Here is a 22,970-nt window from a genome sequence, read left to right on the forward strand (position 1 = left end):
GGTCTCAGGCGTCGGTGACGACCCCGGCGGCCACGGCAACCTCTCGATAGGCCCGAGCCAGCGAGTCCACGGTTTCGTGGGCATTGAGCCCGCTGGGATTGGGTAGCACCCACAGCTGCGCCCCGGCCCAGTCCGTAGCATCGGGCTGACGTCCTGGCGCTGCGGTGCGCTGTCCGAATGCGGTGCGGTAGGCCGTGATTCCCAGGATCGCCACCGCCCGCGGAGCGACCCGGGCAACCGTTGAGCGCACTCGCTGCCCACCCACACGCAATTCGTCGGCAGAGAGGTCGGCAGCCACTGCGGTGGCCCGTTCCACCACATTCGTGATACCGACTCCCGCGTTCAGGAGAGCCGCGCGATCGGCCTCGCTCATTCCCGACGACGCATCGATCACATGGTCGGTGATCCCGGCGCGGTGCAGCGCCGGATAGAAGCGATTTCCCGGCCGGGCGAAGTGTGCGCCGGTGGCCGCGCTCCAGAGCCCGGGGTTGATCCCCACGAATACCAGTCGGCACCCGGGACCGAGGAGGTCGTCGATCCGCTCGTCGCGGTGCGAGAGCAGTTGCGCCCTGGTAAAGCTCATCGGTGGAGGTGTGTGGCGATCAGTACCCCGAGGCGACGCAGAACTGGTTGCCGTAGGGGTCGGCCAGGGTGATCCACGCGAATCCGTCGATCTCGTGTTCCCCGATGCGTGTGGCGCCGGCGTCGACGAGTCGTTGTGCTTGAGCAGTTCGGTCATCGGCGGCGAGGTCGAGGTGCACTCGGTTCTTGCCCGGTGTCGGATCCTCCACCTTCTGGAAACCCAAGGTCGGTGCGCCCTCGCCGAGCGAGACCATCACGAAGTAGCCCTCGTTCTCGGCGACGACAGTGCCGCCCACCGCGTCGGCCCACCAGCGGCCGAGTCGTTCCGGGTCCAGCGAATCGATGGTGATCATGCCGATGGCGAGGCTCATGTCTCGACCGTAGCCGAATGATGGGTCATACCGCAGTCACCGATCGATCGGCGGTCACGGTGTGACCCGGCTTGACCGGCGCGCGCTGTCGTGAGTGTATGGGTCATGCCACCTGGCGACCTCGACGGCAACCCCTCAGACCTCGGTGACCGGCAACCGGTCCTCGTCGTGGATGCAGCCAACGTCGTCGGTTCGGTGCCCGACGGATGGTGGCGCGACCGCCGCGGGGCCACCAAACGACTGAGGGACCGACTCGCCGATATCGCAGACTCCGGTGTCGCAGGGTTAGAAGGACCCGTGCACATCGTCCTGGTCGTCGAGGGCCGGGCGCGAGGTATCGCCTCGACTGCGTCGGTCACCGTCGTCGACGCCGACGGGTCCGGTGATGACGCGATCGTCGACGTGGTCGCACGCACCAGCACATCACAACGCGCCGTGGTCACCGCTGACCGCGAATTACGTTGTCGTGTCACAGCTCTCGGGGCCATAGCGCTCGGCCCATCGGTGATCACCAGATACAATCGGCACGTGTGAGTCGTCGTGGTGACAGTGAGTAGGCAGCCGTAGCGACGACCCGAAGCGACGGACCAGAGCACGCTTCCTCCTCCCGACCCTTACCGATCTCCAGGAGCTCGGCACACCCCGCGAGAACGCGATCACGATCCACGCCGAGACCTCCCCGGTCCGATCGTCATCGACGTCGCGACGCGCGCCAGGAGTTGCCGCTATCGCCGACGTCACTGCCGCGCAGGCCAACGGTATAACCGCCGCGCAGGCCAAGGACTCCACGGCCGTGCAGGCCAAGGACTTCACGGCCTATGCCATCCGCGCGGTGCTGTCCGGTCGTGGTGACAAGGTCGTCGACCTCTCCGAGACCACGCTGTTGGGCCGACTGTTCAGCGCCGCCACACCCGACGACAAACCCGGCGCCGGCGACACGTGTCCGGCTGTGTCGGTGCGGGATCTTCGCCAGGCCCGAGTGCAGCAGTATGAGGTTGTCGTTACTCCGGGAGTCGGTGAAGTCCGGGTGTCCGGGGTGCCGCCGATGCCACAAGGTCCTGCGTTCGCGGCGCTTGCTCGGGCGCGAATGCCACCGCCCACCAGCGTGCTATCGACTCGACGATCGCGACCGTCGCTACTCGCGCACGTCGAACAAGTCGATTGTTCATGAATCGTGGCTCGCCCGGCGTTGGTGCTGACACAGCTACACCGTGTGCGAGGACAACGATGAGTGTGACACAAGTGGTGTGCGGTGCTGCCGAGACAATTCCGTCAGGTGCGAAGCGTCGAGGACACGGTGGCGATCACGAAAGAGATGTCTGCTTGGATACGTTCGCGAGATCCGATCAGCGATGAGGACCGTCAGCTGCGAGAGAACTCCGCCGCCCGAGCGACCTGCTCTGCGGTCAGCGCGACTCGGGTGTACTTCTCGAACTGCCCGGCCGCCTGGAGCGCGATCACCTCGGCTCCGGTGATGACCTGCTTTCTTGCCGCCCGGGCGGCAGTTATCAGCGGCGTCTCCGACGGGAAGGCAACCACGTCGAACACCGTTGCGGCAGCGGCAATCGTGGCATCGTCGAACGCCTGCGCGTCCGCATCGGCACCGGTCATTCCCAACGGTGTCACGTTCACGATGATGTCGGCGCCCGGTGTGGGAGCAGTGATGTGGCGGTACCCGTATTGGTCGGCGAGCGCTGAGCCAGCGGACTCGTTGCGCGCCGCAAGGGTGAGGTCGCCGAACCCGGCACTGCGGAACGCCCCGACGACGGCCCTCGCCATCCCACCCGAGCCCTGCACCAGCACCGCTGCGTCCCGATCGAGCTCGTGGCTCCCGAGGAGCGCCGACACCGCCTCCACGTCGGTGTTCGAGGCGATCAGCCGACCACTGTCGTTGACGATCGTGTTAACCGATTCGATCACCGACGCCGACTCCTCGATCTCGTCGACAAGCGGGATGACCGCCTCCTTGAACGGCATCGACACCGAGCACCCGCGAATCCCCAGGGCTCGCACGCCACCGATCGCTCCGGCGATGTCGTCGGTCGTGAACGCCTTGTAGATGAAGTTCAGGCCGAGTTCGTCATAGAGATAGTTGTGAAAGCGCGTCCCGATGTTCGACGGTCGGCCGGCCAGCGAGATACACAAGGTCATGTCCTTGTTGAGGATCGGCATCGGTTCAGACTATCGTCGCCGCCCGACGCACGATCCCGGCCGCGCAGGGCAGGGATCACGTGCTCGACGAGCAGAGGCGCCAACGGGACCGACGTGTTCGCGGTGTGTGTACTCCCCGCGTCGTCGAGAGGCAGCCATCGCAGTTCGGCGATCTCGGCCGCCGCAGTGGCGTGGCGAACGACGCGACGGTACTCGAAGACGGTGGCGCGCACTGCGAATCCGGCTTCGTTCGCCGCGGCAGCAGTGAAGGTCCCAAGCTCGGTCAGATCTTCGCCGGGCAACTGCACACCGATTTCCTCAACGCACTCACGAATCGCGGTCGTGCGCGGATCCTCTCCGGGCTCGGGTTTGCCGCCGGGCAACATGAACCGGGAGCTGCCGACCTTGCGCACGACCAGCAGAGCACCCGATTCGTCGCGCAGTACAACCGCACTGACGGTGATCACCCGATCATCGGTCACCAGATTCTCAGCGTCCGAAGCCCGCGTCCCGCAAGGCCTGCGCCATCGAGCCATTGGGAGCCGCCTCGCGTCGCCGCGAGTTGCCGGTGCGCCGGCCGTCGTCTTGCGGTCTGCCCTCGCGGCGGTCGTTCTTGGTGCCGGACTGAGCATGTCGAGATTGCGATTTGACTCCCCCGATCTTGGCTCCGTCCTTCGCCGCGCCGCGTCGGGCACCACCACCGGAGACTTCGTCCTGCAGGCGAAGCGTGAGCCCGATCCGTTGCCGTTCGACATCGACCTCAAGAACCTTGACCCGGACAACCTGCCCCGAACGCACGACCTCGTGGGGATCGGACACGAAACGATCCGACATCGCCGAAACGTGCACGAGCCCGTCCTGATGGACGCCGACATCGACAAACGCGCCGAATGCGGCGACGTTGGTGACGACCCCTTCGAGCACCATGCCCGGCGAGAGGTCGGAGATTTTCTCGATGCCGTCGGCGAAGGTGGCGGTGGTAAAGGCCGGACGCGGGTCACGTCCAGGCTTTTCCAACTCGGCGAGGATGTCGGTCACCGTCGGCACACCGAAACGCTCGTCGGCGAATTCGGCCGGGCGCAGGGACCGCAGGGTGCGTTCGTTACCGATCAATTCGGCGAGGCCGATGCCCGAACGATCCAGAATTCGACGCACCACCGGGTAGGTCTCCGGGTGCACCCCCGAACCGTCGAGCGGGTCGTCGCCATCGCGGATGCGCAGGAAGCCCGCGCATTGCTCGAATGCCTTGGGCCCGAGTCTCGGAACATCGAGCAGCGCACTGCGATTGCGGAACGCACCGACCGAATCACGGTGGGTGACGATCGCCTCGGCAAGCGTCTGCGTCACTCCGGACACCTTGGCGAGCAGCGGGACCGAAGCGGTGTTGAGGTCCACGCCGACCGCGTTGACGGCATCCTCGACCACCGCGTCCAGACTCCGCGCCAGCGTGCCGGGGGTGACGTCGTGCTGATACTGGCCGACACCGATCGATTTCGGCTCGATCTTGACCAGTTCGGCCAACGGATCCTGCAGTCGTCGGGCGATCGAGACCGCGCCGCGCAACGACACGTCGAGGGCCGGGAGTTCGCGTGAGGCGTACTCCGAGGCCGAGTACACCGATGCGCCGGCTTCGCTGACCATCGCCTTGGTTGGCGCCGCAGCACCGGCTGATTTGATGTCGGCGATGAGTTCGTCTGCCAGTGCATCGGTTTCGCGGGACGCGGTACCGTTGCCGATCGCGATCAACTCCACCTGATGACGTGCGATGAGCGCACCGAGCGTCGCCTTGGCCTGATCCCACTGCTTCTGCGGCTGATGCGGATAGATCGCACACGTGTCGAGCACCTTGCCGGTGGCGTCGACCACCGCGACCTTCACCCCGGTCCGGAATCCCGGGTCGAGGCCGAGGGTGGTGCGCGCACCGGCCGGTGCGGCCAGCAGCAGGTCCTTCAGGTTGGTCGCGAACACCGCGACGGCGTCCTGCTCGGCGCGCTGACGCAGTCGGACGCGGGCGTCCACGGCCGCCGATACCATCAGTTTGGTCCGCCATGCCCAGCGCACGGTCTGCGACAACCACGGGGTTGCCGGGCCCGGATGCGACCGGTCGACACCGAGCGTAGCCGCGACCATCGACTCGTACTCGTCGTCCTCGCCGGCATCGAAATCGAGCGAGAGTACGTCCTCCTTCTCACCCCGCAGCACGGCGAGCACCCGATGCGAGGGCATCTTCTCCAACGGCTCGGAGAACTCGAAATAGTCGCGGAACTTTTGTCCGGCAGGAGTTTTCGCAACCACCTCGGAGCGCGGCGCGGTCCGCAGCGCGCCCTGCGACCACAGCTTCTCGCGGATGGCGCCCACCAGTTCGGCGTCCTCTGCGGCCCGTTCGATGAGAATGTGGCGTGCGCCTTCCAGGGCTGCCGCGGCGTCGGCGACTCCCGCGGAATCCCCGTCCGCCGGGCCGACGAATCCGGCCGCCACGTCCTCCGGGACGAGGGTGGGATCATCGAGCAGTCGCAGGGCCAGCGGCTCGAGGCCGGCCTCTCGGGCGATCTGGGCCTTAGTGCGGCGCTTGGGCTTGTAAGGCAGGTAGATGTCCTCGACGCGCGACTTGGTATCGGCGGCGACGAGCGCGGCTTTCAGTTCGTTGGTCAGCTTGCCCTGCTCGGAGATGGAGGCCAGCACGGCAGCCCGGCGCTCGTCGAGTTCCCGCACGTATCGCAGCCGTTCGTCGAGTTGACGCAGTTGCGCATCGTCGAGGCTGCCGGTCACCTCCTTGCGGTATCGCGCGATGAACGGGACCGTCGAGCCCTCGTCGAGCAGCGCAACCGCTGCGGCGACCTGGTGCTCTCCGACGGCCAGTTCTTCGGCCAGACGTGCGTTGACGGTCTTGACTCCGGGTATTGCCGGTGCGCTCGAACTCACCCGGTGCACCCTACCGAAGAGGTCCGACGGCCAGTCGGGTCAGGCACATGCGTGTCGGGTCACCGGGTCGTGGGTCGGTCGTCACCGACCGCTTAGGTCGCCTTGATCGCCCCGCGAAACTCCTCGGAGCGGTAGAACGGTTCGAATTGTCGGCGTATCACCGGCTCGAGCATGCCGCGCTCGTCGAGCCGCGACATCACCGCCGGACCAAAGCGCAGCCCCTCCTCGATCAGATCCGCTCGACCGATACCGAGGTCGGCCAGCAGGTCGACCAGCGTCGCCGCACCGTACTTGTCGAAGACGTGGTCGATGCCCTCGTCGAGAAGCGCGCGGAAATAGTCGGTGTCGCGGAAGGACTTCCAGAATTCAAAGAGTACGACGACGAGGTCGTCTATGTCCTCGGCGGTCACCAGTTCGCGCCACCAGCCGACCGAGTCGCCCGAGCGCAACCGCCACAGTTCGCGCGCCGCGTCGAGCAGGATGGCGTCGCCGTCATCCTTGGCCGCGGCCAGCATGTGGCTCACGCCCCGACGGGTCACCATCGTCAGCGCCGAGGCCACTACCGGCACGAGCGGACTTGCGAGCCGGGTGACCCCGCGGACGACGGAGGCGGCCACGCCCTGGGAGCCGGCCATCGCGCGCCTGTCGGCGACTGCGTCGTCGAAGGCGTGCGACACCACGTCGACGCAGGCATCGACCGCGGCCGGGCTGGTGGCTATCTCCGCGGCGATCCGGCGAGCGATGCCGGTCTCGGCGATCGCGGTGAACAATTCGTCGGCATGCCGCGCGTCGAGCACCTCGGTCATTGTGGTCTCGTCGTTGACGCGATGGCGGTACAGGCGAGCAGCGATCTCACCGACCAACTCCGGGATCGAGCCCTCCACGGGCATCTGCACGGTGTACTTGTGGGCGGTCAGCTTGATCAGGTCAGGGGTGATGACGTCGTCGAGGGTCAACCGGGACACGTCGCCGAGAAAGGCATCGACCTGCTCTAGCACGAGTTGACCGTACGAGTGAGGGTCGCGCAGTTCGCGCATGGTGAAAGTGATCTGAGCCTCGAGCAGGCGCGCGGCGAGATCGTCGGTCATCTCACCAGGGTGTCACACCGGTCATCGCCGTGACCGTGCAACGCATGCGCCAACAGCCCTGCCCCCCGATGTCGGCGCGGTCGTGGTGTGCGCCATCTGTCGGTGTCGTCATTCACGGTCAGCGACAGATTCCTTGAAACAGTGACTGCAGCCTCTGGGCAATTGCCACCTGCGCGAGCTCGCCGGTGGCGCTGAAGGTCTCCGGCGCCGATCTCCACGGTGTGGCGCGGGTCGATCAGGAATAGGCAGACGATCGCCGACGAACCGACCTGGGCGATGCCGTTCGACGGCCCAGCCGACCGCGACGACATGTGCATCCCGCCGGAGCAACCATGTGAGGTCCGGGTCGAGGCCTGCGTGAACGGTCGGAACATGGGAATTGATGCCACCGCTGGTGCAGAAAGCCTGACGGTTGTCGCGACGTCGCCGCGCATCGTCCGACCGTGCTCCGAGCGCGTCCCGCCTACGAGGTAGGCCTCGCTCATGACGTCCTACCCCACGCGGTGATCGCCGCCGAGGTCATCGGGGCCGACCCGGTCCTCACCGTCAGCGGCCCCGACGACGAGCCCGGGCTCGCGCAGACCATCACCGATGACCTGCTCTGGCACCGGAACAACCCTGCGGACAGATACATTCGGCGCGAGGGAGCACGGCATTTCCTACACGACCCGGGGATCTATCCGTCGACCGTGCTGAGGACCCGTGTGATCGACCCCGGGCGGACGCCGACCGACGAGGCAGCGGCGCGCCTGTCCTTGACCGAGAAGCTGGTGGGCGTGCTCGTCGGCACACGGTGTGGGTCTCACACCGTGAGTCACCTCACCCCGGTGTCCATCCCAACGCCGGCCCGAGGCGCTGTGCCATATCGGTGATGATCTGCCGGTAGTCGTCGTCGGCGAAGCTGAACGGCAGAGCGAACGCCACCTCGTCAGCACGCCTAAAACCCTTGTGCTGGTAAAGAATCTCGGCGAGTTCCTCCGAGGGGCCGACGAGGTCCGGGGAGAAGAGCATGCCGCGCGGCCCCTGCGGGGTGAGGGTGCGGGGCAGGCGGACCTCGGCGTAAGCCCGATACCGGGCGATCTGTTCGGGACTCGCTGTGTCGGTGGGTATGACGACGAGTCCCTGTGACACGCGCGCCGACGCCGGGTCTCGATGATGGGCCAGGTAGGCATCAATGTGTTCGGCCTGAATGGTCGCGAAATCGCGCGCGGCGGTACCCTCGGTGGTGACCACCGACGAGGTCAGATAGTTCAGTCCCTGCTCCCCCGCCCAGATCGCCGACTCGCGTCCACCGCCATACCACACCCGGTCGGCCAGCCCCGGCGCGTGTGGTTGCACCCGCCGTGAGAACGATTCGATGCCGACGACGCCCTCGAAGTCACTCACGGGATCGCCACGCAGACAGGACAGCAGGCGGACGACCCGATCCTTGGAGAAGTTCTCGAGGTCGTGGGTTTCCGGGTACAGCGCAGCCTTGACGTCGTCGAAGCGCATCGGAGTACCTACGGAAACACCGGGATTGACCCGTCCTCCGGACAACACATCGACGGTCGCGAGGTCTTCGGCCAGTCGCAGCGGATTCTCCCAGCCGAGCGGGATCACCGCGGTGCCGAGCTGAATTCGACTGGTACGCATGGCTGCCGCGGCCATCATCGCGACCGGCGAGGAGATCCCGTACTGCAGGTGCCGGTTACGCAACCACACGGTGTCGAAGCCGAGGTCCTCGGCGCGCTCGATGATGTCGAGGGTGGCGCGGTGCCCGGCCGTCGGATCGGCCTCGTCGAACGACCCAATCGTGAGAAAGCCCAGCGAGCGCAGGGGTCGATCCATCGTCGGCATAGCTCTCAGTATGCCGCACTCCGGCGTGTGAGCACGGCCCGAGAGCTTCGGCCCCGTGAGAGTGTGAAATGGTGACAGTTCCCTCGATACACGACTGCTCGTGGCGGGTCCGGACTCCGGCTACATGACCGACCAGGCGGCGCTCGTCGACGGCGGGATGATCGTCGTCTGACAGTGGTGTCCCCCGCCGCTGAGTCCTGTGGCTGATCTCGACGGGGGGTGCGATCGGCTCGACCGTAGTTCCGCAACATCACGATGGTGTCGATCGGCTGAGGCGGCATCCGTGACATAGTGCGTACCGTGACGCCGTCGGCCGTCAGTGGTGGTGTTGCGCGGGAATGTTCCAGCGCGGCAGCGGATCCGGGTAGCCGACCCACGCCTCGGGTCCGGCGCGCATCTCGCGGTCGGTCAATAATGCCGATTGCAGGAGGCGCACGGGTTGGCGCTTGTCGAGATGAATCCCGATGAAGACCAGCTCCTGACCCGGCCCGGCAAGCGGGTCGTGTTCGGGCGGCGTCCAGTACTGTGCGGGTTCGATAATGAGGTTCGGGCCCGCCTGCGACCAGACCGCAAGAATGTCGGGTCGGCTCGCGATCCAGCAGAATCCCTTGCTGCGCAACACTCCTCGGAGTTCGTCGAGAGCTTCGGCGAGGCGCGCCGGATGAAACGGCCGCTCGGCGCGGAACGCCACCGAACCGATTCCGTACTCCTCGGTCTCGGGCACGTGGCCGCCGAGGAGTTCGTCGTCCCAGCCGGCCACCGACGCTGCGGCCTCGTGGTCGAACAGACCCGTGCCGATCACCCGGTCCAGTGCCACCTCGCCGTGGGTGGTGACGATGACCTGGGCGCGCGGATTGAGTCGGCGCACCGTCGCCTCGACGCGGCCGAGCTGATCGGCACCAACCAGGTCGGTCTTGTTGAGGATCACCACGTCGGCGAATTCGACCTGGTCGACGAGGAGATCGGCGATCGTGCGTTCGTCCCCGTCGCCCGCTTGCAGGTCGCGGTCGTCGAGGCGTTCACCACGCGCAAGTTCGGTGAGGAAGGTCGAGCAGTCGACGACGGTCACCATCGTGTCGAGGACGGCCTGGTCGGCCAATGAGGAGCCGTCCTCGAAAACCCAGTCGAAGGTTGCCGCAACGGGCATGGGCTCGGAGATGCCGGTCGATTCGATGACGAGATGATCGAATCGACCCGCCCGGGCGAGATCACCGACCGCATCGATGAGGTCTTCGCGCAGGGTACAGCAGATACACCCGTTGGTGAGTTCGACCATGCGCTCCTCGGTGCGATCAAAACCGCCGAGGTCGATGAGCGAGGCGTCGATGTTGATCTCGCTCATGTCGTTGACGATGACGGCGATGCGCCTGCCCTCGCGGTTGGCGAGCAAGGTATTGAGCAGGGTGGTCTTACCGGAACCGAGGAAGCCGGACAGGACCGTGACGGGAAGCTGGGGTGTAACAGAGGTGGACACCCACTAATGATAATTGTTTCCAATAGTGGATGCCCACGGGGGTGTCACTCCAGAACGAACACCGGGATCAGTCGGTCGGTATTGGTCTGGTACTCGGCATAGGGCGGAAATGCGGCCACGGCCAGATTCCACCAGTGCTCCCGCTCGTCCCCACTGACCTCGCGTGCGGTGAACTCGGCGGCCTTCTCGCCGTCCTGCACCCTCACCCGTGGGTGCGCCTTGACGTTGTGATACCAAGCGGGATGCTCGGGCGCCCCGCCCTTGGAGGCGACCATTGCGTACCGGCCGTTCTCCTCCACGCGCATCAGCGGCACATAGCGCTTCTTACCCGACTTCGCTCCGGTGGTGGTGAACAGCACGACCGGCCGGCCGGCCACCTGGACCCCGTCGGTCGTTCCCTGCTCCAGGATCGTCGCGGTCTGCCCGCGCACCCAATCGGTCGGACTCAGTTCTGGTTCATCGCTCATGAACCGGCCAACGCACCGGACCCGCCGGGTATTTCCACCCGCGCATCACCGGCGACCGGTCGTTGACGGATCGGCCGGTGTCCGTCCATCGACAGTGTCACTCGGTCAGGGGTCACTCGGTCAGGGGTCACTCGGTCAGGGGTCACTCGGTCAGGGGTCACTCGGTCAGGGGTCGCTCGGTCAGGGGTCGCTCGGTCAGGGGAGCGTTCGTCCACTCGTTGCGGAATTCGAGTCCGCTCCGGATGAACAGCTGGCTGACCGGGCAGCGCCGCTCGACCTCCGACACGAACTCGGCGAACGTGTCTGCGTCGGCGTCGGTCTGCACCGTTGCCTGCACGGCGACCGAGGTGAAGTTGGCGTTACCGTCCGCCCCGGCTACCAGCACCGCGGTGTCCAGGTCGCCTTGCACCCGAAAGTCGAACGCGCCGAGCGAGATTCCCAAGTCCTTGGCAACCAGGGATGCGGTCACCTGGTTGCACGAGGTCAGGGCTCCGAGTGCATAGAACAGCGGGCTCGGCGCGGCATCGCGCCCACCGAACGCCGGATAGGCATCGGTGTCGAATTCATGTGACACCGGCCCCTCGCTGACGAGGTGCTGTGCCACACCGGTTCCCGCTGCGGTGAGGACGAACGGGACAACGGTGGTGCGGATGGTGGCGGTCATGGGTCCTCCAGGGTCGATGGCAGTCATCACCCACCTTTGTTGCCGGGACGACAGCCGGCGAGCGTTGTGGCCGCGGTGATCGCAACCCCGGCCACCCGAGGAATGCCTGCGGCGCGGAGTCGTTGATGTCAAGGCTGTGTGCGCTCAACGACGCAGGAGCCAAGCCCGTCCAACGCATTCCCATCCAACGACCTGAGGATTATCCCGAGTAGTCCGGAGGACGGCGGTGCCGAGACGAGCGACCAGGCCATGAACACCGATGGCGGCAGGGTCTGCTTCATCACCGCAAGCTCACGCGGCTACGGCCGATAGTGGGCGATGGCGGCGCTCCATCGCGGCGATCGCGTTGCGGCGACAGCACGCAACCTCTACGCCCTCGCCAACCTCATCGAAACCTACCGTTGGAACACACGAAACACTCCGTCCAGGTACAGCATCGTGGAGCCCAGCGTGGCGTCGAGAGAGCAGGCGCAGTCACCGGCCACCCGCTCGCCGGTCTCGTCCACGACCGAGACGGCACCAGGCCCCATCCTTCACCGAGGGGATCACACCGAGGAACAGTCCTGACTCAGCGTGTGTGTCGTCAATCCGGACGCCCGGTGGCGAATATGCGAGTATCGAATTCCCCTGTGCCACAGCACTCATCGCCGGAGCCGAGGCGAGTTCCGGTCCAGGCGCAGCGATCCGGGCGCAGGGCTGTGGACGCGACCTATGCGGGATCGGAGCAGACGTGCATGCGATAGGTCACCACGAGTGGGGCGTGGTCGGAAAGTCGTTGCGCGGCCGACAGTTCCTTGTCGACTGCCACCTGGGTTGCACATGCGGCGAGTCGGGGCGTAGCGAGTTGGTGATCGATTCGCCAGCCCACATCCTTGGCAAACGATGCCCCTGCCCAACTCCACCAGGTCAATGGGCCCGGCCGCGCTCCGTGCACTCGTCGCACCACGTCGACCAGGCGCCGCGTCCCGAGAATCGACTCGAACCATTCACGGTCCTCGGGAAGAAATCCATCCATCGAGCGGGCAGCGCGCCAGTTCGTCACGTCGTGCTGGGTGTGGGCGATATTGAGATCCCCTGCGAGCAGGAAGTCACGGCCCGCGCGGAGCGCAGCACGACGACTGCGGTCCAACTCTCGGCCGAATGCCGCGAGAAATCGTTGTTTGCGTTCGTACTTCTGGCCGCCATCGGGCCGCTCGCGCATCGAGCCGGGCCGCTGCCGGTGTGCAGGAAGTCCACCTTTCGGTAGGTAGAGGCAGGCCACGGTGATCGGCTGGTCGGCGAGGTCGACCTCGAGGTACCGACCGTGTGTGGCGAATTCACCGAGACCGCGCGCTGTGGGCGGGTGGGTCACCCAGGTGCGCACCGCGGTGCCCGGACGCCTGGTCAGTACGGCCACCCCGTTACGGCCGGCGATCGATCCGACGTCGGCCGCAACCGAGTATCCGGGAAAATCGCCGATCTCCGATGCTGGACACCGCAATTCCTGCAGCGCCACGACATCCGGTGACCGGGAGGCAAGCCACTCGTCGAATCCACGGCGGCGCGCGGCACGGATGCCGTTGAGATTGAAGGTGGCAACCGTGAACACGGAGTCGGCCCCGTGACCACCAGGTGGATCGGACACAGCGGGCACACTACCCTGGGCTATATCACGTGGCCGAGGCCAGGAGTCGTACAGGATGAACGAAATGCCACCGAGTGCGATGCCCGAGGCATTATCGACCTACGCCGATTTCGCCGAGCAGTAGCGCACGTAGCACGCCGCTCGCCGACGCGATCGCGCGAACCCGCTCGGAGAGGTAGCGGTGCCCCTTGCGGTGGGCAATCTCATCGATACCGATCTTGATCAGCCCATCGAAGCGATCGACGCCCGCCAAATGCTCATCAACCACCCGCGCCACCGTCCGCCGGGCCACCCGCATGAATTCGGTGACCGCCGCGATCGGGCGGTGCGCTGCCCAACCACGGCACCAACTCATCCAACGCTCTGGTCAACGAGTCCGCGGCTGCGCCCACGCTACTCGGTTGAATCGTCCTGGGTCATCAAGTAGAGGCCTTGGTTAGGCCGATCGAGCCGGTGATCTGCGGGTCACGCAGCGCCTGGGCGAACGCCAACGATGTGCCCTGACCGCCCACATCCGAGTGATGAACCACTCCTGTTGTGGTGACACCGAATACGCCCATCGTCGTGTTGACATGGCTTGCTCGACGACACGGGTCACCAACGGTGTGTACTTGGTCGAGATGACCCGCCATTGACAGTGAGGCAGGGGTCGATCACCGTAGGCGGAGAGATCAGCATATTCGCAGATGTCGGCTGGCAATGTTTCGCAGTTTCAAGATCCAACTCGATGACTGCTGTGCGCACCCAGCTAACGATGACGGTCGTCCTGCCGTGGACCCTGGCCCGCACACCCCGTCCACGCCACGGTCACCACGCGGCGCGCCCAGTCGCGCGGCGGCTGTACGCCAGCGAGCATGAGCGCGTACCAGGAGCCGGTGAGTACCGAGCTCGCGATCGTGAGATCGGTCTCGGCGGGGAGCATCCCATCCTCGATCGCGCGCTCGAAGCATCCTCGAATACGCTTGCGACGCGGGGCAACCACGGCCTGGTGGTACTTCTCGCGCAGCGGCGGATCGATGCCCTCGCCGAGCATTAGACCGGCCAGCGGCAACGAGCCAGCTTCGCTGATGCAATGCCGAAAATGCTCCATCTCGGCCACCAGATCGTCGAACGGATCACCCGACACCGGCGGCGCGTCAACAGTGGCCAGCCGCTCGACGGCGTCGATGACTAGCGACTCCTTGTCGGGCCAGCGTCGATAGATGGCGGGCCGGGTGGTGCCTGCCTGCGCCGCGACCGCGGCCAGCGAGAGTCCGGCGTAACCGTCGCGGGCCAAGTTTGACAGCACCGCGTCGAGAACTGCGTCGTCGATCGCATCGTCGCGTGGCCTACCGGTCTTAGCCCGCACTAGCTCGCCCCTCGCATACCGCCTACATTACGTGACAGTCGCGTATTGCATCGTAATCATCGCGCTAGGCGAATCAGTGATCGCGATCGGCCCCACAGCTTCGGACACTGGCCTCACCGCCCCGGTCGCCGCTATCGGCGCCATTGCGTTCTGCGTCGTGGGTGGCCTGTGGTGGTGCTACTTCGACTGGGTTCAGCACGCCACCGAATCGCGGCTGGTGAGCGATACGGTCCTGCGGCGGCGTAGCAACTTGGCACGCGACCTGTACACGCTCGGCCACCGCCCCATCATCGCGGGAATCGTGGTGTTTGCCGTGGGCGTAGAAGAGTCGGTACTGCATCCCACCGAAGCACTGCACGGCTTGGCGTCCGTCGCACTCCCCCTCGGGCCAGCGCTGCACATGGGCCTTCGTGATTGGCAACTACCGGTCCACCGGGCGGCTCGTGGGCACCCGCCTGGCGGGACTGACGGCCATCGTGGCGCTAGGGATCGGCGCGGGTCCGCATGCGCCCGCGCTGGTCACCACCGCGCTGATTGCCGCTGTGATCGTTGCAGTGGAGGCAGCCGAACACCGCCGCCTGCCGTCACGGCAGGCCCATGCCTGACACGGCGGCGACTTCGGCGGCCGGCCGCGATGACGGCCAAAGTTGACCTAGAGGTAGCCGTCGATCACGGCCTCGCAGCGGCCGCCGGCCGGTCGGTGTCAGGCCCGTAGCGATAAGGTTCTCGGGCACGTCGCGAAGCGCGCGCCGGGAAATGGTGCGCATCTGGGTGATCGTGGGATATGTAGTCGCCGATGCGACTATGCGTCGCAACCACCGTGCCGCTCCCAGCGAGCGTGCACGATCCCGATCCTGAGAGCGCTGCGCGCCCGACTCCCCCCGCGCCGACGCGGCGGCGCAAGTCCGGATCGGCACCGAATGGCACCGAAAGAGACCGCTCGGCACCGGTGCATTGGTCGTCAGAATGGTCGTCAACGCGTCCGGCAGTGCCTGAAATAGAGACGCCGGAAATGCAGAAAACCGCCTCCGAAGAGGCGGTTCTCAATGTCGGGCTGACAGGATTTGAACCTGCGACCACTTGACCCCCAGTCAAGTGCGCTACCAAACTGCGCCACAGCCCGTTGCCGTGATCCGAGAAGCTCTCGTCATCAGGGCGTAAATGAGACTAGCCGACGATCCGCCCGGGGAGCCAATCGGCTGGTCAGGGCACTGATCAGGAAGCGGCAGAGCGTTTCTTATACCAGACCCAACCGCCGGTCACGATCAGTGCGCCGATCAACGACCCGATGATCCCGCTGGGACGGAAGTTGAGCCCGTCACCCGAGATCAAGCTGATCAGGAGTCCACCGACGAACGATCCGACCAGACCCGCGACGATCGCGAGACCCCAGTCGATGTTCCACATGTTCTTGCCGCCGATGAGCAGTTGGGCGAGAGCGCCGATGACCATTCCGAACACGATGATTGCCAAGATGAGCACGAAAGGAGTATGTCACAGGGCAATCCGGCAATCTCGGACCCGACTGGTCAGCGTTTGCGGCGATCCCTCTTGTCGCGCACCCGCACGTTGATCCGCACCGGCGAACCATCGAAATCGAACTGCTCGCGCAGTCTGCGCTCCAGGAAGCGGCGATAGCCGGCCTCGAGGAATCCGGTGGTGAACAACACGAATGTGGGTGGCCGCACCGCGGCCTGGGTGGCAAACATGACCCGCGGTTGACGTCCGCCGCGCAGCGGCGGTGGGGTGGCCGCGATGACCTCCTTGAGCCAATTGTTCAGCGGCCCTGTCGAAATCCGCTTGTCCCACGAGTCGAGGGCGCCTTCGAGCGCAGGCACCAGCTTCTGCACGGCTCGGCCCGTCATCGCCGAGATGTTGACCCGCCGCGCCCATGGCACCCGCGCGAGTTCCCGGTCGATCTCCTTGTCGAGGGTGTACCGACGGTCCTCGTCGACCAGATCCCACTTGTTGAACGCGATCACCAGCGCTCGACCGGAGTCGATGATCATCGACAGCACACGCAGGTCCTGCTCGGTGATGGGCTCGGAGGCATCGATCAACAGAATCGCCACCTCGGCGGCGTCGAGCGCCGACCGCGTCCGCAACGATGCGTAGTACTCGTGACCGCTGGCCGTGCGGACCTTGCGCCGCAGACCCGCGGTGTCGACGAATTGCCACGTCTTGCCGTCGAGCTCGATCAGCTCGTCCACCGGATCAACGGTGGTACCGGCGACATTGTCGACCACCGAGCGTTCCGACCCGGCGAGCTTGTTCAGCAGCGAACTCTTGCCGACGTTCGGTTTCCCGACGAGCGCGACCCGGCGCGGCCCGCCAAGCCGGATACCCGCGTCCTCCCGCGGCGTATGCGGCAGCCGCTCGAGGATAACGTCGAGGACATCGCCGGCGCCTCGACCGTGCGCCGCCGACACCGGGTGTGGCTCACCGAGTCCCAGAGACCACAGTGAGGCCGCCTCGGCCTCCTGCCGCTCACTGTCGATCTTGTTGGCCACCAGAATGACCGGGGTCTTCGATCGGCGCAGCGTACGGGCTACGGCCTCGTCGGTCGTGGTGGCCCCGACCGTCCCGTCGACGACGAGCACGATCACGTCGGCCGTGCGCATCGCGAGTTCGGCCTGCGCCGCCACCGCTTGCTGTAGGCCCTTCGCATCCGGTTCCCAACCGCCGGTGTCGACGACGGTGAACCGTCGGCCCGACCACGTCGCCGAATACGAGACGCGGTCACGAGTAACGCCGGGGATGTCCTCGACGACGGCCTCGCGGCGGCCAAGGATACGGTTCACCAGGGTCGACTTGCCGACGTTCGGGCGACCGACGATAGCCACCTCGGGCACGCGTTCGGTCTCACCGAACTCCTCGATGTCGTCGAAGTCGCTGAGATCCCACTCGGTTTCGTCGCTCCAGGTACCGTCGCCGGGCAGGGCGAGCGCGTCGGCCGTGCCGCCGGGGGCGTCGGACATGTCGGTCACGAGGCAACTCCGATCCGTGCGCGGACCAGTTCGACCAACCGGTCGAGAACCTGGTCCAGGGTCATGTCGCTGGTGTCTACCAGCACCGCATCATCGGCCTGCCGCAGCGGGGACACCGCACGGGTCGAGTCGAGATGGTCGCGTCGGTTCACCGCGGCAAGGACTTCGGCATGGTCGCTGGGCCGTCCCGCGGCGAGGTTCTGCCGGTGCCGGCGTTCGGCCCGCGCCTCGGGTGATGCGGTGAGGAAGATCTTGATCGCGGCATCGGGGAACACCACGGTGCCGATGTCTCGACCCTCGATGACCAGCAGCTCCGATTCGGCTTGGCGGCGTTGCAGCGCAACGAGTTTGGTTCGCACGGCCGGGACCGCCGACACCGCGGAGACGGCGGCGGTGACCACATCGGAGCGAATCGGACCGCTGACGTCCGCACCGTCGAGAAAGACCCGCGATGAGCCGTCGCCGTGGGGACGCAAGGCGATGTCCGCGGCCTCGACCGCTGCCGCCACCGCATCGGCGTCGGCGGGATCCGCCCCGGCCCGCTGTACCGCGAGAGTGGCCGCGCGATACATCGCGCCGGTGTCGAGATAGTGCGCGCCCACCTTGTGCGCCAACAACTTCGACACAGTCGACTTGCCGGTTCCGGCGGGACCGTCGATCGCAATCACGCCGCCGTTCACAGGCCGACCGCCTTGTACAGCGCACCGACCTCGTCACGTCCGAGGACCCGCAGACTTCCCGGCCGCTGTTCGCCGAGGGCCACGGTGCCGATGTGGGTCCGCACCAGCGCCTGCACCGGGAATCCGACCTCCTCCATCAGCCGACGGACGATCCGATTCCGACCCTCGTGCAACACAATTCGGACCTGGGATTCGCCCTGGTGCACGCCGAGGATCGTGAAGCCGTCGACAGCGACCGGCCCGTCGTCGAGTTCGACCCCGTCACGCAGCGTGCGCACCAACGATCGGGGCACCTCACCACGCACCCAGGCCAAATAGGTCTTGGGCACCTCGTAGGACGGATGCATCAGACGGTTGGCCAATTCACCGTCGTTGGTGAGCAGCAACAGACCTTCGGTGTCGGCGTCGAGCCGGCCGACGTGGAAGAGTCGTTGACCCGACATGACCCGCTCGGCGACGATGTCGCCGACACAGGGGCGCCCCTGGTCGTCGGACATCGTGGACTGCCAGCCCTTGGGCTTGTTCAGCGCGAGGTACTGACGTGTCTCGTCGATGATGACCCGGGCACCGTCGACCCGGATGATCGCGGTGTCGGGATTGATCCGCAGACCCTGCTCGGTGACGATCTCGCCGTCGACCTCGACACGCCCGGCGGCGATGAGCTCCTCGGCGCCGCGCCGCGAGGCCACACCTGCCTGCGCGAGCACCTTTTGCAGGCGCACCCCGTCGGCGACATAGGTGGCGCCCTGTTCCTCGACGTCGGGCGTCGGGCTCTGATGCCGTGCGGGACGAGCATTGTTCAGGCGGATTCGACCGGCGTTCACATCCGGTTGCGAACTCCCCTTGCGGTGCCGCTTCTTGGCGTGTGCCGACTGCTGGGCACCCGCGCCGCCGGCGCCCTTGCCCGTAGGCTTGCCACCGCGCTGACCGCTCGCGGCGTTGCCTGCCCGCGAACCGTCGCTGGTGGTCTTGCCGCGCGGCGCGGCGTTTCTGTCGGCCCTACCGTTCTTGTCCGTCTTGCTGTTCTTGTCTGTCCTGCGTCGTCCCGGTGTGCCGTCCCGGCCAGCGGTTGCCATATCTCAGTCCTGATTCTCGAGGTCGTCGGCGACGCCGATCGGCGATGATTCGTCGGGTGCCCCCTCTGAGTCTGACGCTTTACCCGCGAGTTTGGCGAATCGGGGATCGGAGCTGAGTTCCTCGTCGAGGTCGTCGATGAGGTCGACGTCGGGCAGCAGGGGTGCGAGATCGGGCAGTTCCTCCAGTGAGGCGAGGCCGAGTCGTTCGAGGAACAATTCGGTGGTGCCGTAGGTGGTGGCGGTGGTCTGGGGATCGGTTCCGACCTCGTTGATAAGTCCGCGCGCCACCAGGGTGCGGATGACACCGTCGACGTTGACCCCGCGGATCGCGCTGACCCGCGCCCGCGAAACGGGCTGCCGGTAGGCGATCACCGCCAAGGTTTCCAGCGCTGCGCGGGTCAGTTTCGAGCGCGCACCGTCGAGCAGCAGCCGCTCGACGTAGGGCGCGTAGTCGGCTCGGGTGTAGTACCGCCAGCCGTCCCCGGCGAAGCGCAGATCGATTCCACTGTGCGCCGAGGTCAGCTCCGCCGACATCTCGTTGAGCATCTCCCGGACCCGCAGCGCGTCGACGCCGATCGCGTTCGCCAGTTCGTCGGAGGTCACCGGTGTGTCGACGACGAGCAGCAGGGCTTCCAGTGCGGACCGAAGTTCCGCGTCGGCGACGCTCTCGTCGGTGGCGACGCCAAGGGCGCCCTGGCCGGGCTCTGGGGTGCCCTCGGGTGTGTCGCCCCCGTGTTCATGTTCGCCGTGTGCAGGGTCCCCGTGTCCTTGCTCGTCGGCTGCCCGCTCCGGGGCGAGTGCGTCGTGCGGCTCGGTCATCCGTAGTCCTCCGCCTTGTCGAAACTCAGATCGTCCACCTCACGCTCACCCGACCACAGCACCCGCAGGTCACCGAGCGCCTCGGGCTGGGAGAACGTGATCGCGCGTTCCCGGAACAGTTCGAGCAAGCCCAGGAAACTGCCGACCACCTCCAGCGCGTTGGCGCAGTCGGCGACGAGCTCACCGAAGGTCAGCCCTTCGCCGGCGGGGCTGTGGGCCAACAGCCCCGCCATCCGTTGCGCCTGCGCCGGGACCGACACCTGGTGTGAGTCGTGCAGGTGGTCGAGCCCCACGGTGGGTATCGGCCGCGGCCGCAACGCCGCCGCGGCGACCTCGGCGAACCCTCCGGGCGTGACCCCCATCGTTACCTCGGGCAGCAGATCGGCGTACCGCTCCTCCAACGACACCGCACGCGGATACCGTTGCAGTGCAGCGGCTTCCAGCTCGCCAAACAGCGCCGCGACCTGCTTGTATGCACGGTATTGCAGGAGCCGGGCGAACAACAGGTCGCGCGCCTCGAGCAGCGCGAGATCCTCGGGATCGTCGACCTCCCCGGACGGCAGCAGCCGGGCGGCCTTGAGATCGAGCAGCGTGGCGGCCACGACGAGGAATTCGGTGGTCTGCTCCAACCCCAACTCCGGCCCCATCTCCCGGGTGTAGGCGATGAAGTCGTCGGTCACCTCGTGCAGCGCCACCTCGGTCACGTCGAGACGATGTTGACTGATCAGGTTGAGCAGCAGATCGAAGGGGCCTTCGAAGTTTGCCAAACGAACGCGAAAGCCGCCGTCCGGCTCAGCCGGGCCCAAGTCAGTCGCAGCATCTACCTCGCCGACGTCGCTCGGTTCGCTCATGCCTGCTTGACGTTGCGCGCGATGACCTCTCGGGCCAGAGCCCGATAAGCCTGTGCTCCAGCAGATTTCGGCGCCCACGAGGTGATTGGTTCGCCCGCCACACTGGTTTCCGGGAAGCGGACGGTGCGGGCGATGACGGTGTCGTACACTTTGTCGCCGAACACCTCGACGACTCGCGCCATCACCTCTCGGGAATGCAGGGTGCGGGCATCGAACATGGTCACCAGGATTCCGCCAACGTCCAGGCGCATGTTGAGGCGATCGTGGACCTTCTCGATGGTGTCGGTGAGCAACGCCAACCCGCGCAGGCTGAAATACTCGCACTCCATCGGAATCAGCACTGTGTCGGCGCATGCCAGGGCGTTGACGGTGAGCAGGCCCAGCGATGGCTGGCAGTCGATGAGGACGACGTCGTAGCGATCGAGGACTGGATGCAGCGCACGAGCCAGAGCCTGTTCACGGCCAACCTCAGTGACCAGTTGAATCTCAGCGGCCGAGAGGTCGATGTTGCTGGGCAGCAGGTCCAGACCGTCGACCCGGGTACGCATCAGCACCTCGTCGGTGGGTGCGTGCGGCGGCACGAGCAGGTTGTAGACGGTCTCATCGAGTTCGTGATGCGGCACACCCAAACCCGCCGACAGCGCGCCCTGTGGGTCGAGATCGACCAGCAGCACGCGGCGACCGTACTCGGCGAGGGCCGCACCCAGATTGATCGTCGAGGTGGTCTTGCCGACCCCGCCCTTCTGGTTACAGACCGCGATGACCGTCGCCGGACCATGCCGATCGAGCTGGGTCGGTTCGGGAACAGGACGGTAGGGACGGCCGGTGGGACCGATCTGATCGTCAGCCGGGACCCGGGGGGTGCGGTGATCGGTCTCGTCGATGTCCGCGCCGCTGGGAACCTCGAGACGGTACTGGTCGTCGAAGTGGGCGCTGGGTCGCCGGGTGCTCGAGATACTCACCGCTGTACAGCCCCCTTTCTGTCGTCTCGGCCCGGCCGTTTCGGCCCGGACCTCCCCCAAAGCCTAGTGGGTCGCGCCGACGATCCCGTGGAGCATCGCCGCAACCATGAGCGTTCGTCGCCGACCGGGCCCTACCGCGCCCGCGGGTGCGCAGTCGCGTACACCTCGCGCATCGTGTTCACCGTCACCAGTGTGTAGACCTGTGTCGTCGTCACCGACGCATGTCCCAAAAGCTCCTGGACCACGCGAACATCGGCTCCGCCATCGAGAAGATGGGTGGCGAAACTGTGCCGCAGGGTGTGCGGCGACACAGCGCCTTCGAGTCCGGCGCGCTCCGCCGCCGACACCAACACCTGCCAGGCGCCCTGACGGGTGAGCCGACCCCCGCGGGCGTTGAGGAACAGTGCAGCGGTCGACCTGCGCACGAGCGTCGGACGTCCGCGCACCAGATATGCCTCGAGAGCATCGATGGCCGGCCCGCCGACGGGAACCACCCGCTCCTTGCCCCCCTTGCCGTGTAACCGCACCGCCCGGGTGTCGGTGTCGATGTCGTCGAGATCGAGCCCGGTGGCCTCGGAGATGCGGGCGCCGCAACTGTAGAGCAGTTCCAGCAGTGCCCGATCACGGAGCGCGCGTGCGTGATCGGGGGCTCCGGAGGCGTCCAGGATGCGTTCAACGTCGCTCACCGACAACGCTTTGGGCAGCCGGCGGACGGGGCTCGGCGGGCGTACCGCATGGGCAACGTCGGCGGCGACGAGCCCCTCCTCCGCGGCAAACTTGTGAAAACCTCTGGTGGCCACCAGGGTTCGCGCCACCGAACTCTCCGCGAGCGGTCGTTCCCCGGATTCCGGGGCACCTCTGCGCAACGCGACGAGGAACTCGCGAACATCTGCCTCGGCCACGTCGGCGAGGTCGTCGATCTTCCGCGCACGCAGATACTGGCGATACCGTCCTAGGTCACGACCGTAGGAACTCAGTGTATTCGCCGCAACGCCGCGTTCGACGGTCAGGTGATCGAGGTAGCGGGTGATCGCCGCGTCGATGCCCTCTTGCTCGGTCATGCCG

The 22,970-nt window shown here is 66.3% G+C and carries 25 protein-coding genes, 1 tRNA gene and 3 pseudogenes; 6 read left to right on the forward strand and 23 right to left on the reverse strand.

Annotated elements, in window-relative coordinates:
- Window positions 1-4: 4 nt before the first annotated feature.
- Window positions 5-583, reverse strand: a complete 579-nt coding sequence (gene mug, locus EF294_RS17190; protein ID WP_123932199.1) for a G/U mismatch-specific DNA glycosylase — start codon at window positions 581-583, stop codon at window positions 5-7.
- Window positions 584-602: 19 nt separating this feature from the next.
- Window positions 603-953 (reverse strand): VOC family protein, encoded by a 351-nt coding sequence (locus EF294_RS17195; RefSeq protein WP_123932200.1) that lies wholly within the window; start codon window positions 951-953, stop codon window positions 603-605.
- Window positions 954-1,058: 105 nt separating this feature from the next.
- Between EF294_RS17195 and EF294_RS17200 the strand changes: the two genes are divergently transcribed.
- Both EF294_RS17200 and EF294_RS17205 read left to right on the forward strand, forming a co-directional pair.
- Window positions 1,059-1,487 carry a hypothetical protein gene (locus tag EF294_RS17200; protein ID WP_123932201.1) on the forward strand — a complete coding sequence of 143 codons (429 nt, stop codon included), beginning with the start codon at window positions 1,059-1,061 and terminating at the stop codon, window positions 1,485-1,487.
- A 259-nt stretch (window positions 1,488-1,746) separates the two neighbouring features.
- Entirely contained in the window at window positions 1,747-2,124 is a 378-nt protein-coding gene (locus tag EF294_RS17205) for a hypothetical protein (protein WP_123932202.1), read from the forward strand.
- 191 nt (window positions 2,125-2,315) lie between these two features.
- Here EF294_RS17205 and EF294_RS17210 read toward each other — a convergent pair whose 3' ends face one another.
- The 4 genes from EF294_RS17210 to EF294_RS17225 form a co-directional block, all read right to left on the reverse strand.
- Window positions 2,316-3,125, reverse strand: a complete 810-nt coding sequence (locus EF294_RS17210; protein WP_123932203.1) for a shikimate 5-dehydrogenase — start codon at window positions 3,123-3,125, stop codon at window positions 2,316-2,318.
- A complete protein-coding gene (locus tag EF294_RS17215; protein ID WP_123932204.1) occupies window positions 3,101-3,586 on the reverse strand; it encodes an NUDIX hydrolase in 486 nt (161 codons plus the stop codon). Before EF294_RS17215 ends, EF294_RS17210 begins: the two co-directional genes overlap by 25 nt.
- 7 nt (window positions 3,587-3,593) lie before the next feature.
- Window positions 3,594-6,035 (reverse strand): Tex family protein, encoded by a 2,442-nt coding sequence (locus EF294_RS17220; RefSeq protein ID WP_185091135.1) that lies wholly within the window; start codon window positions 6,033-6,035, stop codon window positions 3,594-3,596.
- Window positions 6,036-6,118: 83 nt separating this feature from the next.
- The gene (locus EF294_RS17225; protein ID WP_123932206.1) at window positions 6,119-7,114 is read right to left on the reverse strand and encodes a hypothetical protein; all 996 of its coding nucleotides are present in this window, start codon (window positions 7,112-7,114) and stop codon (window positions 6,119-6,121) included.
- A 443-nt stretch (window positions 7,115-7,557) separates the two neighbouring features.
- Here EF294_RS17225 and EF294_RS21545 point away from each other — a divergent pair, with 443 nt between their 5' ends.
- The gene (locus tag EF294_RS21545; RefSeq protein WP_123932207.1) at window positions 7,558-7,986 is read left to right on the forward strand and encodes a hypothetical protein; all 429 of its coding nucleotides are present in this window, start codon (window positions 7,558-7,560) and stop codon (window positions 7,984-7,986) included.
- Here EF294_RS21545 and EF294_RS17235 read toward each other — a convergent pair.
- The 4 genes from EF294_RS17235 to EF294_RS17255 all read right to left on the reverse strand — a co-directional run bounded on the left by EF294_RS17235 (window position 7,934) and on the right by EF294_RS17255 (window position 11,558).
- The gene (locus EF294_RS17235) at window positions 7,934-8,953 is read right to left on the reverse strand and encodes an LLM class flavin-dependent oxidoreductase (protein WP_123932208.1); all 1,020 of its coding nucleotides are present in this window, start codon (window positions 8,951-8,953) and stop codon (window positions 7,934-7,936) included. The two genes, EF294_RS21545 and EF294_RS17235, sit on opposite strands and share 53 nt — an antisense overlap.
- A gap of 316 nt (window positions 8,954-9,269) precedes the next feature.
- Entirely contained in the window at window positions 9,270-10,427 is a 1,158-nt protein-coding gene (locus EF294_RS17240) for a GTP-binding protein (RefSeq protein WP_123932209.1), read from the reverse strand.
- A 44-nt stretch (window positions 10,428-10,471) separates the two neighbouring features.
- Window positions 10,472-10,894, reverse strand: a complete 423-nt coding sequence (locus EF294_RS17245; protein WP_123932210.1) for a nitroreductase family deazaflavin-dependent oxidoreductase — start codon at window positions 10,892-10,894, stop codon at window positions 10,472-10,474.
- A gap of 157 nt (window positions 10,895-11,051) precedes the next feature.
- A complete protein-coding gene (locus EF294_RS17255) occupies window positions 11,052-11,558 on the reverse strand; it encodes an OsmC family protein (protein WP_246007928.1) in 507 nt (168 codons plus the stop codon).
- Window positions 11,559-11,759: 201 nt separating this feature from the next.
- On the opposite strand from EF294_RS17255, the pseudogene EF294_RS22590 reads away from it, so the two are divergent.
- Window positions 11,760-11,957 (forward strand): annotated as a pseudogene (locus EF294_RS22590) (short-chain dehydrogenase/reductase); the annotation flags it as partial.
- Between the two features lie 310 nt (window positions 11,958-12,267).
- Here the strand turns inward: EF294_RS22590 and EF294_RS17265 are convergent.
- The 4 genes and pseudogenes from EF294_RS17265 to EF294_RS17275 form a co-directional block, all read right to left on the reverse strand.
- Complete coding sequence (locus EF294_RS17265; RefSeq protein ID WP_123932212.1) at window positions 12,268-13,182, reverse strand: exodeoxyribonuclease III; 915 nt, start codon at window positions 13,180-13,182, stop codon at window positions 12,268-12,270.
- 91 nt (window positions 13,183-13,273) lie between these two features.
- Entirely contained in the window at window positions 13,274-13,537 is a 264-nt protein-coding gene (locus EF294_RS17270) for a hypothetical protein (RefSeq protein WP_123932213.1), read from the reverse strand.
- A gap of 85 nt (window positions 13,538-13,622) precedes the next feature.
- Window positions 13,623-13,813: pseudogene (locus EF294_RS22225) on the reverse strand (IS3 family transposase); the annotation flags it as partial.
- A 117-nt stretch (window positions 13,814-13,930) separates the two neighbouring features.
- A complete protein-coding gene (locus EF294_RS17275) occupies window positions 13,931-14,530 on the reverse strand; it encodes a TetR/AcrR family transcriptional regulator (protein ID WP_123932214.1) in 600 nt (199 codons plus the stop codon).
- 31 nt (window positions 14,531-14,561) lie between these two features.
- Between EF294_RS17275 and EF294_RS22755 the strand changes: the two are divergent.
- Window positions 14,562-14,918: pseudogene (locus EF294_RS22755) on the forward strand (low temperature requirement protein A); the annotation flags it as partial.
- Window positions 14,919-14,940: 22 nt separating this feature from the next.
- Complete coding sequence (locus EF294_RS22230; RefSeq protein WP_246007929.1) at window positions 14,941-15,135, forward strand: hypothetical protein; 195 nt, start codon at window positions 14,941-14,943, stop codon at window positions 15,133-15,135.
- Between the two features lie 444 nt (window positions 15,136-15,579).
- Here EF294_RS22230 and EF294_RS17285 read toward each other — a convergent pair.
- From EF294_RS17285 to xerD, 9 genes are all read right to left on the reverse strand, one after another.
- Window positions 15,580-15,653, reverse strand: a tRNA-Pro gene (locus EF294_RS17285).
- A gap of 92 nt (window positions 15,654-15,745) precedes the next feature.
- Window positions 15,746-16,012, reverse strand: a complete 267-nt coding sequence (locus EF294_RS17290) for a GlsB/YeaQ/YmgE family stress response membrane protein (protein ID WP_123932215.1) — start codon at window positions 16,010-16,012, stop codon at window positions 15,746-15,748.
- Between the two features lie 47 nt (window positions 16,013-16,059).
- Window positions 16,060-17,508 carry a ribosome biogenesis GTPase Der gene (gene der / locus EF294_RS17295; protein WP_123932234.1) on the reverse strand — a complete coding sequence of 483 codons (1,449 nt, stop codon included), beginning with the start codon at window positions 17,506-17,508 and terminating at the stop codon, window positions 16,060-16,062.
- Window positions 17,509-17,513: 5 nt separating this feature from the next.
- Window positions 17,514-18,197, reverse strand: a complete 684-nt coding sequence (gene cmk / locus EF294_RS17300) for a (d)CMP kinase (protein WP_123932216.1) — start codon at window positions 18,195-18,197, stop codon at window positions 17,514-17,516.
- Window positions 18,194-19,273 carry a pseudouridine synthase gene (locus EF294_RS17305; RefSeq protein ID WP_123932217.1) on the reverse strand — a complete coding sequence of 360 codons (1,080 nt, stop codon included), beginning with the start codon at window positions 19,271-19,273 and terminating at the stop codon, window positions 18,194-18,196. The genes cmk and EF294_RS17305 overlap by 4 nt, the downstream gene beginning before the upstream one ends.
- Before the next feature lie 3 nt (window positions 19,274-19,276).
- Window positions 19,277-20,092: an SMC-Scp complex subunit ScpB gene (scpB, locus tag EF294_RS17310; protein ID WP_123932218.1), complete on the reverse strand. Its 816-nt coding sequence runs from the start codon at window positions 20,090-20,092 to the stop codon at window positions 19,277-19,279.
- Window positions 20,089-20,943, reverse strand: coding sequence for a segregation and condensation protein A (locus tag EF294_RS17315; RefSeq protein WP_123932219.1), 855 nt, complete (start codon window positions 20,941-20,943; stop codon window positions 20,089-20,091). The genes scpB and EF294_RS17315 overlap by 4 nt, the downstream gene beginning before the upstream one ends.
- Window positions 20,940-21,905 (reverse strand): ParA family protein, encoded by a 966-nt coding sequence (locus EF294_RS17320; RefSeq protein ID WP_123932220.1) that lies wholly within the window; start codon window positions 21,903-21,905, stop codon window positions 20,940-20,942. Before EF294_RS17320 ends, EF294_RS17315 begins: the two co-directional genes overlap by 4 nt.
- Before the next feature lie 131 nt (window positions 21,906-22,036).
- A complete protein-coding gene (gene xerD / locus EF294_RS17325) occupies window positions 22,037-22,966 on the reverse strand; it encodes a site-specific tyrosine recombinase XerD (protein ID WP_123932221.1) in 930 nt (309 codons plus the stop codon).
- Between the last annotated feature and the right edge of the window lie 4 nt (window positions 22,967-22,970).

The organism is Gordonia oryzae, assembly GCF_003797185.1.
GTDB classification, from domain to species: Bacteria; Actinomycetota; Actinomycetes; order Mycobacteriales; family Mycobacteriaceae; genus Gordonia; species Gordonia oryzae.

Excerpts from the sequence above, each read along its gene's own strand:
- EF294_RS17210 (WP_123932203.1), bottom strand. The coding sequence starts at position 3,125 with ATGCCGATCCTCAACAAGGACATGACCTTGTGTATCTCGCTGGCCGGC.
- EF294_RS17195 (WP_123932200.1), bottom strand. The coding sequence starts at position 953 with ATGAGCCTCGCCATCGGCATGATCACCATCGATTCGCTGGACCCGGAA.
- EF294_RS17245 (WP_123932210.1), bottom strand. The coding sequence starts at position 10,894 with ATGAGCGATGAACCAGAACTGAGTCCGACCGATTGGGTGCGCGGGCAG.
- mug (WP_123932199.1), bottom strand. The coding sequence starts at position 583 with ATGAGCTTTACCAGGGCGCAACTGCTCTCGCACCGCGACGAGCGGATC.
- EF294_RS17235 (WP_123932208.1), bottom strand. The coding sequence starts at position 8,953 with ATGCCGACGATGGATCGACCCCTGCGCTCGCTGGGCTTTCTCACGATT.
- der (WP_123932234.1), bottom strand. The coding sequence starts at position 17,508 with ATGTCCGACGCCCCCGGCGGCACGGCCGACGCGCTCGCCCTGCCCGGC.
- scpB (WP_123932218.1), bottom strand. The coding sequence starts at position 20,092 with ATGACCGAGCCGCACGACGCACTCGCCCCGGAGCGGGCAGCCGACGAG.
- EF294_RS17270 (WP_123932213.1), bottom strand. The coding sequence starts at position 13,537 with ATGAGTTGGTGCCGTGGTTGGGCAGCGCACCGCCCGATCGCGGCGGTC.
- EF294_RS17200 (WP_123932201.1), top strand. The coding sequence starts at position 1,059 with ATGCCACCTGGCGACCTCGACGGCAACCCCTCAGACCTCGGTGACCGG.
- EF294_RS17225 (WP_123932206.1), bottom strand. The coding sequence starts at position 7,114 with ATGACCGACGATCTCGCCGCGCGCCTGCTCGAGGCTCAGATCACTTTC.
- EF294_RS17255 (WP_246007928.1), bottom strand. The coding sequence starts at position 11,558 with ATGACCGCCACCATCCGCACCACCGTTGTCCCGTTCGTCCTCACCGCA.
- xerD (WP_123932221.1), bottom strand. The coding sequence starts at position 22,966 with ATGACCGAGCAAGAGGGCATCGACGCGGCGATCACCCGCTACCTCGAT.
- EF294_RS17315 (WP_123932219.1), bottom strand. The coding sequence starts at position 20,943 with ATGAGCGAACCGAGCGACGTCGGCGAGGTAGATGCTGCGACTGACTTG.
- EF294_RS17305 (WP_123932217.1), bottom strand. The coding sequence starts at position 19,273 with ATGGCAACCGCTGGCCGGGACGGCACACCGGGACGACGCAGGACAGAC.